Source organism: Paenibacillus sp. B2(2019) (assembly GCF_008370385.1).
Classification (GTDB): Bacteria; Bacillota; Bacilli; order Paenibacillales; family Paenibacillaceae; genus Paenibacillus_AQ.
In genome coordinates this window covers 1-13,799 of sequence record NZ_VTZR01000015.1, presented here as the reverse complement: position 1 = coordinate 13,799, position 13,799 = coordinate 1, and the positions used below count along the sequence as shown (strand labels likewise).

Here is a 13,799-nt window from a genome sequence, read left to right as displayed (position 1 = left end):
CATTGCATGAAGAAAGGGCTAGTTAGAATTCAAGCAAGCACGGGCAAGCAACTCAAACGAATGCAACCGTTTCTCATAGTTTGGAATCATAGTAACGATAATGAATTCATCAACTCCATACAAGTGAGATAACTGTTCCAGCTTTTCTTTGATGCTTTTGGGTGTGCCTATCAGCAGTTTGCGTTCCAAAAGCTTAGATTTCTCTTCGGCTGAGCCTTCTTGTTGAAATAATGTCATACCGGAAGAGGCTAGCCGCTCTGCTTCTTCCTCAGTCTCGGCGCAAATAACGCCAACAGCTACGATGGCCCGAGGGCTAGCATTAACTGAAGAAGGGATAAAAGCTTCACGGTAAGCTTGCAAAATCTCTTCCCCAGCTACATCGCTCATGAATTGACCAAACACATAGCCTGCTCCAAACTCGGCAGCATATGCCGCACTTTTCTTGTTTGTACCCAGCATCCACAGCTCTGGCGATTCGGGTGGAGTCGGACGGGCGGTTATCTGACGTCCTTCATATGAATAGTTCCCCTGCAACAATTCGGTGACTCCCTTAAGCAGTTCCGGCATTTTCCAAACATTTTCGAGAAAATTTCCGCTTAGCGCTAAGCTTACTTCAGCAGCACCCCCAGGAGCCCTACCTAACCCAAGGTCGATGCGTCCCGGATATAAACTTGCCAGCAAATGAAAAGTTTCCACTACTTTTAACGGCTTATAGTGCGGCAGCAATAAAGCTCCCGATCCGATGCGAATATGCTGTGTTCTTGCTCCGACATGCGATAAAAACACCTCTGTGGAGGTACACGCTAAGCCCGGCATATCATGATGTTCGGCAACCCAATAACGAGTATATCCCAGTCTTTCAGCTGTTTGAGCCATTTCCACCGCTTGTCCTAAAGCAAAGCTTGCATCCACATTATCAAATACAGGTACAAGGTCCAAAACGCTAAGCTTAATGGATGTCGTTGTCATGGCTACGTCCTACTCGAGGGTTTCGGTAAAATTCAATCATATCAATAAAAGTAACCTTGTAATCGCCGGCAATCGCTGCCAGATTATACATTCGTCCATGGCCGTCTTCTTTTGACGCGAACACAACATCGTGCCGCAGCTTATCCATAATCACTTTGCCGATGAACTGGTGCTCGTATTCCGCATATTTCTTTTTAAACTCTTCATTAAATTCCAGCAGGTCCTGATAAGAACGCTCAAGCATTGCATTTACCAAGGTCAGTTCATTGCCCTCTTTTTGTACCGCTACGTAATAATTCCCACGTTCATCCTTGATCAAATCCTTATACAACTCAACGTTCAAAGTTAATTTCTCCTCTCTGATTCCTAAGGGATAACTCCTTTAGAACTTAACCTTACATACTTAATGTTAGCACTGTTGGCTCTGTGGTAATTTGTACGTTTCCTGCTACAGCTCTGGAAATCATACAAGAGCCTTCTGCTTTATGGGCAATACGAATTGCTTTATCAATATCGTCCTGTGACGCATCTTCGGTAAGTGTGATGATGGGTGAATGTTTGATCGCTTCATATGTAAAAATGTTATTTGTTACATCCACTGTCGCCTCTGATGTTAACGTCAGGCTGGAAGTCGTAAGCCCTGATCGCTCCAGCATAGCTGCCAGTGTTATGAGATAGCAGGTTGCCGCCGCACCCAGTAGCATCTCATCCGGATTCGTTCCAACTCCTGGCCCGCCCATTTCTTTCGGAATGGAGATTTGAGTCTTGAGTTGTCCAGCTTCAATCGTTCCATCACTATTACGACCGCCGTTCCATACGGCATTTAATATAAATGGGTGTTTCATTTCTAGATGTCCTCCCTATCTTGAAATTGCATGACATATTTTTAATCGAATACTTTACATGCTAACATAGAAGAATGCGGTGAACAAACAGGCTCAGGCCTACTGTTCGTAAGATTTATCTATTAATTAAATTTCAGGAGGCTCTATCATCATGATAAACGATACAGATATCAAACATCTTCAGCGTTGTATTGAACTTGCCCGAATTGCACTCGAGGTTGGGGACGAACCTTTCGGCTCCATCCTGGTCTCAGCAAATGGAGAGGTCTTGGCCGAAGACAGTAACCATGTAGGCGGTGGTGACCATACTCAGCACCCCGAATTCGCTTTAGCTCGCTGGGCAGCTCAGAATATGTCACTGGAAGAACGTATGCAGGCAACTGTGTATACTTCCGGGGAACATTGCCCTATGTGTGCGGCGGCTCACGGTTGGGTTCAATTAGGAAGGATTGTATATGCCAGTTCTTCGCAGCAATTATCACAGTGGTTAAGCGAAATAGGCATTGCAGCATCACCTGTCCGTAATTTGACCATTCAGGAAGTTATCCATAATGCAGTCGTAGATGGCCCTGTAACGGAGCTTGCAGAACAAGTGCGGGAACTTCATCGACAATTCCACGGACAAAGACAGTAGTAAAAAAAGAACCTTTGAATAAAGGTTCTTTTTTATGTTCTAAACTTTGTGGGGTATAAACTATAGTTGCTATATATACAGAGTCCTAAAGTTCTTATACCATTAACTTTGTAAGCGATTAACTTTATAGGAGGACATGATTTGACAAAGCCTGTGCAGCCCAATGAACCTCTCGTAACTCATATTTATACTGCGGATCCTTCCGCTCATGTATTTTAAGGCAAAATTTATATTTATCCCTCACATGACCTGGATCACGAAATGATCTCTAATGACAATGGTGACCAATATAATATGGAGGATTACCATGTTCTTTCTATTGATGGAGATGGCTCCCCTTGTGTTGACCACGGTGAAGTGCTTCATGTGAAGGATGTTCCATGGGCTAAGCAGCAAATGTGGGCTCCGGATGCAGCATACAAAAACAATACCTACTATTTGTTTTTCCCTGCCAGAGACCATGACGATATTTTCCGTATCGGGGTCGCCACCTCAGCTTCACCTTCCGGACCATTTACACCTGAACCAAACTACATTCCCGGTAGTTATAGCATTGATCCCGCCGTTTTCGTTGATGATGATGGTAAATCGTATATATACTTTGGTGGTCTTTGGGGAGGTCAACTTGAAAAATGGCAAACCGGCTCATTTGTTCCGGATGCTGAGGGGCCGCCTGAAACGGTACCAGCTCTTGGACCTATCGTAGCGGAGTTGAGCGAGGATATGCTGAGCTTTGAAGGTGAACCTAGAGAAATATCCATCATCGATACGAACGGAAATCCGATTCTTGCTGGAGATGAAGAGAGAAGATATTTTGAAGGTCCATGGGTACATAAATACAACGGATATTATTATCTTTCTTATTCCACTGGTACTACCCACAATATTGTATACGCTATCAGTAAAGATCCGCTTGGACCTTATGAATATCAAGGGAAAATCCTTTCTCCAGTGATAGGCTGGACAACGCACCATTCTATTGTTCAGTTTAAAGAGAAATGGTATTTATTTTATCATGACAGTTCTTTGTCTGGTGGAGCTGACAACAAGCGTTCTGTAAAATATACAGAGCTGAGATACAACGATGATGGCACCATTCAAATCATCCATCCTTAGTTTTTATTAAAATGGACTGCATGCTGTAGTTCACAGGAGGGCGTTTTTGATGACAATGACACAACAAGGTGCTTTTTATACGGGGGAATATCGCAATATATTTAAGGAGCTCGGCTTTTCTGAAGATGATATCAACGCTAAACTCAATGAAACTTGGAATGATTTGTTTTACGGAGATCTGAACGTACGAATATACTATCCGCAGGACGAGGATAAAAGCTATATCTTGGATACAGGTAATCTAGACGTTCGGTCGGAAGGAATGTCCTACGGGATGATGATGGCCGTTCAAATGAATAAAAAAGAAGAGTTTGATCGTCTATGGAACTTCTCAAAGACGTTTATGCAGCACAAAGAAGGTCGCTATGCCAATTACTTTGCTTGGCACTGCAAGCCTGACGGAACAAGGATTTCTCAGGGACCCGCACCGGACGGCGAAGAGTTTTTCGCCATGGCTCTGTTTTTTGCCTCAAAACGTTGGGGGAACGGTACGGAACCTTATAATTATTCTGAGCAGGCCCGAACGATATTACATGCTTGTGTACATAAAACTGAAACAGGAGATGGCGACTCAATGTGGGACGCGGAAACTAAATTGATCAAATTCGTACCGGAATCCACCTTCAGTGATCCGTCTTACCATCTCCCCCATTTCTATGATTTGTTCGCCTTGTGGGCTGACGAACGTGACCACATGTTTTGGCGAGAAGCCGCGGAAGCCAGCCGCACATATCTGCATACTGCATGCCATCCGATAACCGGCCTTGCTCCCGAATATGCTAATTTTAACGGGTCCCCGGCAGAACCCCAGCCTCATGGTGATTTCAGCCATTTTTTCAGTGATGCTTACCGGGTAGCTGCTAATATCGGTCTGGACTGGGCTTGGTTCCAAAAGGACATCTGGCAGGTCGATCAATGTAACCGGATTCAGGCTTTTTTTAGGAATATCGAAGTTTCCGATTACCGGCGGTATACCATTGAGGGACAGCCCTTCGACGAACCGGCACTGCACCCGACAGGTCTGTTGGCGACCAATGCCATGGCTTCCCTTGCTTCTAATGGCCCGGAGGCAGAGCATTTTGTCCGTTTGTTTTGGGATACACCATTGCGCACTGGACTCCGTCGTTACTATGATAACTGTCTGTACTTCTTTAGTTTATTGGCCCTAAGTGGAAACTATCGCATTTATTGAAGTATATCGAACAAAACAATAGGACTCCATTCCTCAAAAAGGTCGAGGAATAGAGTCCTATTAATCGTAACAAAGCTTTGCTATTATTTAATAACTACATATTCCAAGTTAACAAGTTTTGCGTAAGCAATAATTTGGTCTGTTGTAAGCGTTAATGAAACAACGGTGTGGTGACCGCCACCATTTTCGATCCAAGCTTTAACCCCATCTTGGAAGTTAGGTTTAACATTCCAAAGTACACGAGCTACTGGAAGGTTGGGAGCTGGAACCGTTGGTTCGAAAGCAGTAACTTCATTGATCAACAGTTTGTAATGAGTCCCAAAGTCAGCCATGGAAACAACCACACCGTCTCCTGCTTTACCGTCAAATACTAAACGTGCTGGATCGTCTTTACCACCAATACCCAGTGGAGATACGATAATTTTTGGTTTGTTGCTTGCCAAAGTAGGATCTACTTCAAGCATATGGGATTGAAGAATGGATTCTTGACCAACCGTCAATTCATAAGTGTAATCTTCCATAAAGCCAGTGGATTGGTTATGGCTCATCACTTTAAGCAAGCGATCGAGAGCTGCAGTCTTCCAATCTCCTTCTCCAGCAAAACCATAGCCTTGTGCCATCAGTCGTTGAACAGCAAGTCCTGGAAGTTGTTTCATTCCGTGTAAATCTTCGAAGTTCGATGTGAAGGCGTTGTAGCCACCTTGATCAAGGAAACGTTTAATAGCAATTTCATAGCTTGCTTGAACTCTTACGCTAGCTTCCCAAGCTTCTTTGCTGTTAGTCCCATAATCAAATTCATACAGCTCTGAATACTCAGCGAATAAGGCGTCGATCTCTTCTTCTTTAACTTCATTAATGATTTGTACTAGATCGCCAATACCAAAGTAGTCAACAGTCCATCCAAATTGAATTTGGGCTTCAACCTTATCTCCTTCGGTTACGCCAACGTTACGCATATTGTCACCAAAGCGAGCGACCTTGATATTAAAACTTTCGTTATAAGCAACGGCTACGTCCATCCATTCTGCAATTTGCTTTTGGACTTCAGGACGTTCCCAGTAGCCTACTACCACTTTGTTTTGTTTGTTCAACCGGGCGTTAATAAAACCATATTCACGGTCACCATGAGCGGCTTGATTTAGATTCATGAAATCCATATCGATGGTTGCCCATGGAATACTTTCATTATATTGCGTAGCTAGATGTAGCAAAGGTTTTTGTAGCATTTTAGTTCCACGGATCCACATTTTTGCAGGCGAGAAAGTATGCATCCAAGTGATAACACCGGCAACTTCATCGCGGTAATTGACTTCTTTCATGATGTTTGTGATTTTATCTGCGCTGACAGCCAAATCCTGCAATACTAGTGGGTAAGGCAAAACTCCACTTTTATTCAAAGCATCTGTCATCGTTTGGGCATGCGCCTTAACTTCAGCCAATGCTTCTTCCCCATAAAGATGTTGTGAACCTACGACAAACCAAAATTCTTTTGCTACTGCTGTTGACATATTCATCCTCTTTTCGTAATTTTGTGGTTTAATTATTTTTGTCCGTAATAAGCGTCTTTTCCATGTTTTCGCAAGTAATGTTTATCTAAAATACGTTGTGGCAACTCCTCAGCAAAATGATTCAGCTCTCTTGCAAACAAATTCATTTTGGATACTTCATCCAAAACTACGCTGTTTATTACCGCCGATTTCGCATTTTTCCCCCAAGTAAAGGGTCCGTGTCCTTTAAGTAAAACACCAGGAACCGCCATAATATCAATCCCACGTTGTTCAAAGGTCTCGATGATTACATTACCCGTTTCCGCTTCGTAACCACGATCGACTTCTTCTTGCGTCAAGAAACGCGCACAAGGAATGGAACCATAGAAGGTATCAGCATGGGTCGTTCCCATGACAGGAACATCTAGTCCTGCTTGAGCCCAAATGGTCGCCCAAGTGGAATGCGTGTGCACGATTCCCCCGATCTCGGAGTAATGCTTATAAAGCACGGCGTGAGTAGGTGTATCGGAGGAAGGTCTCATATCTCCTTCAACCACATTGCCATCCAGATCAACAACTACCATATCGCTGGCTTTCATTGTTTCATAATCTACACCGCTAGGTTTGATTACGAATAATCCACTTTCACGATCAATTGCACTCACATTTCCCCATGTATATTTAATAAGTCCTTGTTTCGGCAATTCCAGATTGGCTTGAAAAACCTCTTCTTTAAGTTGTTCTAACATCTTGCTACCTCCATTTTCACACTAAATTGTCAACAGCGGACTGCTCAATCGCCAGACCCTTTTTATAACGTTCGATAAAGGTTTCAAATCCTTTAATGTCGGTTGCCTCTGGATGAATTTCTTCACCCTTAACATCTTTGAACACTTTTTGATCGAGGAAGTCTTCTAAACTTTCTTCCTGATTTTTATTCATCATGTAAGCGGCAAGAATAGCCATTCCCCATGCACCGCCTTCACCGGCAGTCGACATTACGGAAACAGGAACATTCATTGAAGCTGCCATCATTTTTTGACCCACTACAGGAGTCTTAAATAAGCCGCCGTGGCCTAAAATACTATCAATGGCCACATTCTCTTCCTTCGTCAAAATGTCCATTCCAATTTTCAAAGCACCAAAGGCGCTGAATAGATGTGTACGCATAAAGTTGGACAGATTGAATTTGCTCTCCGGCGAGCGGACAAATAGCGGACGACCTTGTTCTAACCCAGTAATATTCTCTCCTGAGAGATAACCATAGCTTAGTAATCCACCGGCATCAGGATCTGCTTCCAAAGCTTTATTTAATAGCACGCTGTACAATTTATTGGCATCCACTTTGTGTCCCATGGCTTCATAGAATTCGCGGAATAACCCTAGCCAGGCGTTAAGGTCACTTGAACAGTTATTCGCATGAACCATGCCCACTGGACTTCCGTTCGGAGTAGTAACCATATCAATTTCCGGATAAACCTTGGAAAGTTCTTTTTCTAATACAATCATGGCAAAAACAGAGGTTCCTACAGATACATTCCCGGTTCGTTTTCTTACGCTATTCGTTGCAACCATCCCGGTTCCAGCATCCCCCTCTGGAGGACTAAGCGGAATACCTGATTGTAAATGCAGCGATGGATCCAGAATTTTAGCTCCCGCTTCGCTTAAAATACCTGCTTGCTCTCCTGCAACATACACCTTAGGAAGTAAATCACTGGTCTTCCACGGATAAGCTTTGCTTGCAACCAGTTCATCAAACTGCTGTATCATGGAAGCGTTAAAATTTCCTGTAGTTTCATCAATTGGGAACATACCGGATGCATCACCAACACCAAGTGCTTTATTTCCAGTCAATAGCCAATGAATGTATCCTGCTAGTGTCGTAACAAAACGTATCTGTGGCACATGTTCTTCTTCATTCAAAATCGCCTGATAAAGATGAGCTATGCTCCAGCGTTCTGGGATATTAAACCCAAACAGATCGGTCAATGCTTTGGCAGCCGCACCCGTAGTTGCATTACGCCAAGTCCGGAATGGAACAAGCAGTTCATTGTGCTCGTCGAAAGCCATGTATCCATGCATCATTGCAGAAAAACCGATTGAACCAACCGTTTGAAGGGTGATTCCGTATTTTTGTGCAACTTCTTCCTTCATCTCGCGATAGGCGTCTTGCAGACCTTTGATAATATCTTCCAAGTTGTACGTCCAAAAACCGTCCTTCAACTGATTTTCCCATTCGTAACTTCCAGAAGCGATCGTTTGAAAGCTATGATCGATAAGTACAACTTTAATGCGCGTGGACCCAAATTCAATACCAAGCGAAGTTTCTCCCTTATTAATCGCTGGTTCGATGCTTAATCGATTCGATATCACGTTTGTCACCTCTCTGAGAGCGCTTTTTTAAAAGGTCATGATAAGAATTTGCTTTCTTAATTGACAGCTATAGTATAATTTTTTGTACGTACATTTGTCAATTGAATAGTTATATTTACATACAAATATGGAGATAATAATGATTTAACTGTATAAAAAAAGAGCCCCTTTCTATTTTTTTCGTTGTCATGCTATAATTTGTACATACAAATTTACCGAATATACGAATAACTTAGCGAACAAGAATGGAAAGAGGAATTACATGAAACCAAAGTATCAAGTGATATTAGATGACATAAAAAGCAAAATCCTTTCGGGAGATTACAATGTTGGCGAACAAATCCCTACTGAATCTGCCTTGCAGTCCATGTACGAAGTTAGCCGGCAGACTGTTCGAAAAGCAATTTTAGAACTTTCCAACGAAGGCTTCCTGCGAAGCGAAAAAGGGTCTGGTACTTATGTCAGCAACCAATATCGTTCGAAGACCGGCGGGAGTTCCCATAAGAAGACGATCGGTGTAATCACGACCTATATTTCCGACTATATCTTTCCTTCCATTATCCGTGGGATCGAGAGTCGACTAAATGAGGATAATTATTCTCTACTATTAGCTAGTACAAATAACGATGTTGCTCAAGAAAAAAAGGCCCTGGAAATGATGCTGTCCTACGGTGTAGATGGTTTAATTATTGAACCGACGAAAAGCAATCTATATAACCCCAATATTGCTTACTACCTTTCTTTTAAGGAACAGGATATTCCGATTATAATGATTAATGCCTTTTATGAAGAAATAGAACTGCCGTACCTTTGTCTTGATGACGTGCAGTCCAGCTATTTGGCAACAAAAGAATTGATAACCAAAGGGCACACCCAAATAGGGCTCATTGCAAAAATGGATGATTTACAAGGAAAGTATCGGATGAAAGGGTATATTAAAGCACTCGGAGAATCCAAATTACGATTTTATCCTGAGCAGATTTTTTCATTCAACACGGAGACAAAACAGACGTTATCTACAGACTTGAAGGATTTTCTGAATAAAAATAGAGATACACTCACTGCTATTGTTTGTTATAACGACGAGGTTGGGTTGGAAGTGGTTCATGCCTGTAGACAGCTGGAGATCACTATTCCGGAGGAATTATCGATTATCGGACAAGACAATTCCTATATCGCCAAAAACGCGAACATCAAACTAACCACCTTGACACACCCACAAGAAGCCATGGGACGCGATGCAGCGGATTGGGTCATTAAGAAACTACAAGGAAAAAGAGACCTTCCAAACAACACTTATTATCAGCCTGTATTAATTGAAGGTGAGACCGTTGTTGAGAGATAGGTTGTAATTTAAACAGATAAATAAATTTTCCGTTTATACAAGGCAAGCAACCCACCAGTCATGGCTGGTAGGTTGCTTTTTTCATTTTGTCTCTACATTAAGTAGTCCGTCTCCATTTTCCGTGTTTGGAATATTACTGGATTTCCAGATAATCAAGATAAGCATCCCATGTCCCGTTATCAGCTGTTACGACGAGCTGGATCTCTTGATTTCCGGTTCCATGATTGACATTGTTTAGAGTATAAACGGCGGGACTGTTTCCCCCGAAGTAAAAGGTGCCCTTGGTTACCCCGCCGATTTTCAAATCGACCCTCGCCATATTGGAGTTATTCGAAGCCCCGCGGAGTGAAAAATTATGGGTACCGGTCGTAAAATTCTGTGTATATTTCACTAGATCATTGTTGGCGTATAAAGCCACTCCAGAGAATGGTGAGCTTATATTGGAGGTATACTGACCACTTTTGGTCATATTTTCAGCTTCTATTTTTGTACTTGTGCCCGGATTTGGTGTGGAGGTTGGGTTTGGCGTTGAAGTCGGATTAGGCGTTGGCGTCGGATTCGTACCTCCGCTACCTCCGATCGTAATTGTATTGCTAGTCACGGTAGCTGTTCCACTACTTTGATAACCCTCTACCGTAAGCGAAGTTTCATACATCTTCCCCTTTGACATTCCTCTGCTCTCCCACGCTTTAAAGTGTTCACTAACAGATATGGTTCCGCTTGTACGTTTGGTCGTCCGGACACTCCAATATTGTTTAAAGGTTGCTGTGCCTTTAATTGAAGGTTGGTTGACTCTGGTAGTCTCATATATGTCATATGTTCCCCCATCAACGGTAATGGTACCTTTAGACGTTCCACCAGGCGGACGCCAGCTCCCCCAGCTATCAACGATGTAATATTCGATTAGTGGATCAACGGTCCATCCGTAGACACATAAATACGAATTGCCGTTTGGTTGGTAGTTGGCACTGTAGTTAACAGTTATGTTTCCAATTTGCTGGTGTGTCTGGGTCTCATCGAACTTCTTACCTTTACGGAACAGAGCATTTCCGATGTTGCTCCACTGAGCACTGAATGTACCTCCACTATCAAGAGTCATACTCGTGCTACCGGAATCCTTCCATAGCTCAAAGTAGTAGCCGTCTTGGGTGCCACTTTGATTAGATGTGATCGTTGTTGCGGCATTTACACTTACTGCAGGCAATGCAAGCATAAAACAAATAATGATTACTAAAAACAAACGCATTCTCTTTTGTTTCATTTGCTGTCCTCCTCTTGGTTATACTGCAACTAGTCTTACTAAGATGCTGTGCAACCTGTTTGATAAACCTCCTTTTTATTCCATATTTATTAATGTAAGCGGAAATAATTAGATTCTATCATTGTCCTAATTTTTTCATATGCATAAACTAAAGCTTATACCGTGAAAAGTTTAGATCTTTTGTAGTTGGAAATAAACGAAATTAAATAAGCTGCTTCCGGTAGAGTACCGGAAACAGCTTATTGGCTAGATCATTTTATCATTGCCTACGAAATGGAGTCTTAACTTAAAAGAGAATAACCTTCCCGTCGTTTACTCACCACGACTCACACGAAAGCCTTGATCAGGTCCCATGCCATTTGCGTCGAACTTACCTTGAAAAGATATCTCGTTGTTGGTGATGTTGCCGATCCAACCGCCGCCCTTCACAACCCGGAAAGAACCGACATCGCTTCCCCTATCCCCATACCAGTTCCAACACCATTCCCTTACATTCCCTGACATATCATAAAGTCCTAACTCGTTGGGCTGTTTGACACCAACAGATTTTGTTTTATTATTGTTGTTTTCAATTATAGGCCAGTTCCATTCTCCCGATAAGTATTTATCTCCAGCGTTTTTCCAATACCATGCTACCTCATCTGCATTATTGCTTCCACTGTAGGTGTAACTCTTGCTTAATTGACCTCCACCTGCAGCATATTCCCACTCTGCTTCTGTCGGTAATCGATAACCATTAGCACCTTCATTGATCGTTACGGTCCATTTTATATTATCGTTTTCGCTCTTATTATTTGTATCTATTTTATTCTTATCTATATTGTAATAGGGTGTTAAACCCTCTTTTATACTCCGCTTATTACAGTACTCAACAACGTCATACCAGCTAACCATTTCAACCGGCAAATTGTCGCCCTTGAATTCTGAGGGATTACTTTCCATTACCTCAATCCATTCTTTTTGAGTTAACTCATATTTACCGATATAAAAGTTCGATAGGGTTGCACCATTGTAGTTGGACTTTGTGTTTATAAAAGTCCCTCCCTTTACAAATACATTGTCATTACTCATTTCAGGCATTTCTTGTGAGCAAGCGCTGATAACAACTATTGTTGTTATGAATAGGAAACTCAATAGTTTTCTCATTGATTTATCTCCTTTGAACGGATAGGAAAATAATAAGTCGTGACGATGAACTTAGTAGTATGTAAGTATTCTTTTCGAATAAATAAGGCCGCCGGTTGTGAGACCGGCAGTCCTTAGGAATATCATCGATTAAGAGGCTACAGTTTACCTGTTACCACACCGTTACGTTAGAGCTCCCACTACTTTGATATCCCTCAGTAGCTAACACTTGGTAAGCCCAACTACTTCCCAAATTCATTCCATATTTCTTCCATGCGTTAACGTGGTTGCTAAAAGTGATGGCAACATTACTCCCAGTTGCTCTCTTCGACTGTCTTACACTCCAGAACTGATTGAAAGTTGCAGTGCCGTCAATAGAAGGTGCGTTGGTTCGGGTAGTCGTATAGATGTCATATGTGCCACCATCACTGGTTACGGTACCTTTAAATGTTCCAGTAGGTCTATAAGTGCCCCAGCTATCAACGACGTAATATTCTATGAGTGAGTTTCTCGTCCACCCATAGAGTGTCAAATATCCATTACCGGAAGGCGCCCAGACGCCGGCATTGTAGTTTATTATCCTTGTTGGTGATCCGGTATTCCAGCCTTTACCGACAACAAAGTTCCCGGTGTTTGACCATGTAACACTGTAATTCCCACCGGATCCATTCGTAGCATTTACTGTTCCTCCACCATCAGTCCAATTTTGCCAATAATCTGTCGCTGCATTTGTAGTTGCTGCAAACAAGCTAAAGCTCATAGTTGCTGCGAATAAAACAGTCAAGATTTTCTTATTCATCTTAAACATAATCTACCTCCTAAGATTTTTTTGATTACATACTACTTGACTGACCTCTAGTATTCCAAGCAATCGTCTGTGGTTTTCTTTGTTGTTTGGTAAAACTCCCGAGATCACCACATCCTTCCATTTATATAATTGTAAGCGATTTCAAATAGAAGCTTATCATAGATTACTTACAATTTAATCTGTTCAAATTAAAGGTTTTACCCCAAAAAGTATTGTTCTTTTGTGGTTATAAATGGAAATATAAAGAAATAACATACAAAAAAAAGAGGACTTAGTGTCCCCCTTTTACTTGTCATATATCAGATTAATTATGTTCATTACAAGCCTCTCCAAAAGTAGGAACTTCACCTCGTAGATTATAAGTATCTTTGTGTATATTTCAATTACATATTTGAATAATCTGGTCGGCCAGATGGATGTTCAATTGGTTCATAAGCTCTACATTGAAGGATTTAACGAAAAAAAATTAAAAAATACTATAATATTTTAACAAAAATTACTGAACATGTATTTCCGATTTGATATCATGTTGACTTAAAAATTTCATTAAATCATTACTCAGCTGCTCAATCTCATTGTTAGCATTATTCGCATAATCCGGCAACATCATATCCCTAACCATTTTAGTTCGTAGCCATGTCATA

The 13,799-nt window shown here is 41.8% G+C and carries 12 protein-coding genes and 1 pseudogene; 4 read left to right on the top strand and 9 right to left on the bottom strand.

Annotated features, from left to right (window positions below; genetic code table 11):
* Nucleotides 1–18 precede the first annotated feature (18 nt).
* The 3 genes from PAENI_RS13285 to PAENI_RS13275 are packed head-to-tail and all read right to left on the bottom strand — an operon-like array spanning nucleotide 19 to nucleotide 1,814.
* Nucleotides 19–969, bottom strand: a complete 951-nt coding sequence (locus PAENI_RS13285) for an LLM class flavin-dependent oxidoreductase (protein WP_149645593.1) — start codon at nucleotides 967–969, stop codon at nucleotides 19–21.
* Nucleotides 950–1,312, bottom strand: coding sequence for a hypothetical protein (locus PAENI_RS13280; RefSeq protein ID WP_042188220.1), 363 nt, complete (start codon nucleotides 1,310–1,312; stop codon nucleotides 950–952). The genes PAENI_RS13285 and PAENI_RS13280 overlap by 20 nt, the downstream gene beginning before the upstream one ends.
* A 52-nt stretch (nucleotides 1,313–1,364) precedes the next feature.
* Nucleotides 1,365–1,814 carry an OsmC family protein gene (locus PAENI_RS13275; protein ID WP_149645592.1) on the bottom strand — a complete coding sequence of 150 codons (450 nt, stop codon included), beginning with the start codon at nucleotides 1,812–1,814 and terminating at the stop codon, nucleotides 1,365–1,367.
* Between the two features lie 151 nt (nucleotides 1,815–1,965).
* On the opposite strand from PAENI_RS13275, the gene PAENI_RS13270 reads away from it, so the two are divergent.
* The 3 genes and pseudogenes from PAENI_RS13270 to PAENI_RS13260 all read left to right on the top strand — a co-directional run bounded on the left by PAENI_RS13270 (nucleotide 1,966) and on the right by PAENI_RS13260 (nucleotide 4,756).
* Nucleotides 1,966–2,448, top strand: coding sequence for a nucleoside deaminase (locus PAENI_RS13270; RefSeq protein WP_149645591.1), 483 nt, complete (start codon nucleotides 1,966–1,968; stop codon nucleotides 2,446–2,448).
* A 141-nt stretch (nucleotides 2,449–2,589) separates the two neighbouring features.
* Nucleotides 2,590–3,564, top strand: a pseudogene (locus PAENI_RS13265) (glycoside hydrolase family 43 protein).
* A gap of 49 nt (nucleotides 3,565–3,613) precedes the next feature.
* A complete protein-coding gene (locus PAENI_RS13260) occupies nucleotides 3,614–4,756 on the top strand; it encodes a family 8 glycosyl hydrolase (RefSeq protein WP_149645590.1) in 1,143 nt (380 codons plus the stop codon).
* Between the two features lie 83 nt (nucleotides 4,757–4,839).
* Here the strand turns inward: PAENI_RS13260 and araA are convergent, their stop codons facing one another.
* Genes araA through PAENI_RS13245 form a run of 3 tightly spaced genes read right to left on the bottom strand, consistent with a single transcriptional unit; the run spans nucleotide 4,840 to nucleotide 8,616 of the window.
* Complete coding sequence (araA, locus tag PAENI_RS13255) at nucleotides 4,840–6,264, bottom strand: L-arabinose isomerase (RefSeq protein WP_149645589.1); 1,425 nt, start codon at nucleotides 6,262–6,264, stop codon at nucleotides 4,840–4,842.
* Nucleotides 6,265–6,296: 32 nt separating this feature from the next.
* Nucleotides 6,297–6,992, bottom strand: coding sequence for an L-ribulose-5-phosphate 4-epimerase (locus tag PAENI_RS13250; protein ID WP_042188210.1), 696 nt, complete (start codon nucleotides 6,990–6,992; stop codon nucleotides 6,297–6,299).
* Nucleotides 6,993–7,008: 16 nt separating this feature from the next.
* A complete protein-coding gene (locus tag PAENI_RS13245) occupies nucleotides 7,009–8,616 on the bottom strand; it encodes a xylulokinase (RefSeq protein ID WP_149645588.1) in 1,608 nt (535 codons plus the stop codon).
* A gap of 262 nt (nucleotides 8,617–8,878) precedes the next feature.
* On the opposite strand from PAENI_RS13245, the gene PAENI_RS13240 reads away from it, so the two are divergent.
* Nucleotides 8,879–9,961 carry a GntR family transcriptional regulator gene (locus PAENI_RS13240; RefSeq protein WP_149645587.1) on the top strand — a complete coding sequence of 361 codons (1,083 nt, stop codon included), beginning with the start codon at nucleotides 8,879–8,881 and terminating at the stop codon, nucleotides 9,959–9,961.
* A 133-nt stretch (nucleotides 9,962–10,094) separates the two neighbouring features.
* Here PAENI_RS13240 and PAENI_RS13235 read toward each other — a convergent pair whose 3' ends face one another.
* From PAENI_RS13235 to PAENI_RS13225, 3 genes are all read right to left on the bottom strand, one after another.
* Complete coding sequence (locus PAENI_RS13235) at nucleotides 10,095–11,222, bottom strand: glycoside hydrolase family 11 protein (RefSeq protein WP_149645586.1); 1,128 nt, start codon at nucleotides 11,220–11,222, stop codon at nucleotides 10,095–10,097.
* A 312-nt stretch (nucleotides 11,223–11,534) separates the two neighbouring features.
* A complete protein-coding gene (locus PAENI_RS13230; protein WP_149645585.1) occupies nucleotides 11,535–12,368 on the bottom strand; it encodes a formylglycine-generating enzyme family protein in 834 nt (277 codons plus the stop codon).
* Nucleotides 12,369–12,519: 151 nt separating this feature from the next.
* A complete protein-coding gene (locus PAENI_RS13225; RefSeq protein ID WP_149645584.1) occupies nucleotides 12,520–13,155 on the bottom strand; it encodes a glycoside hydrolase family 11 protein in 636 nt (211 codons plus the stop codon).
* Nucleotides 13,156–13,799 lie beyond the last annotated feature (644 nt).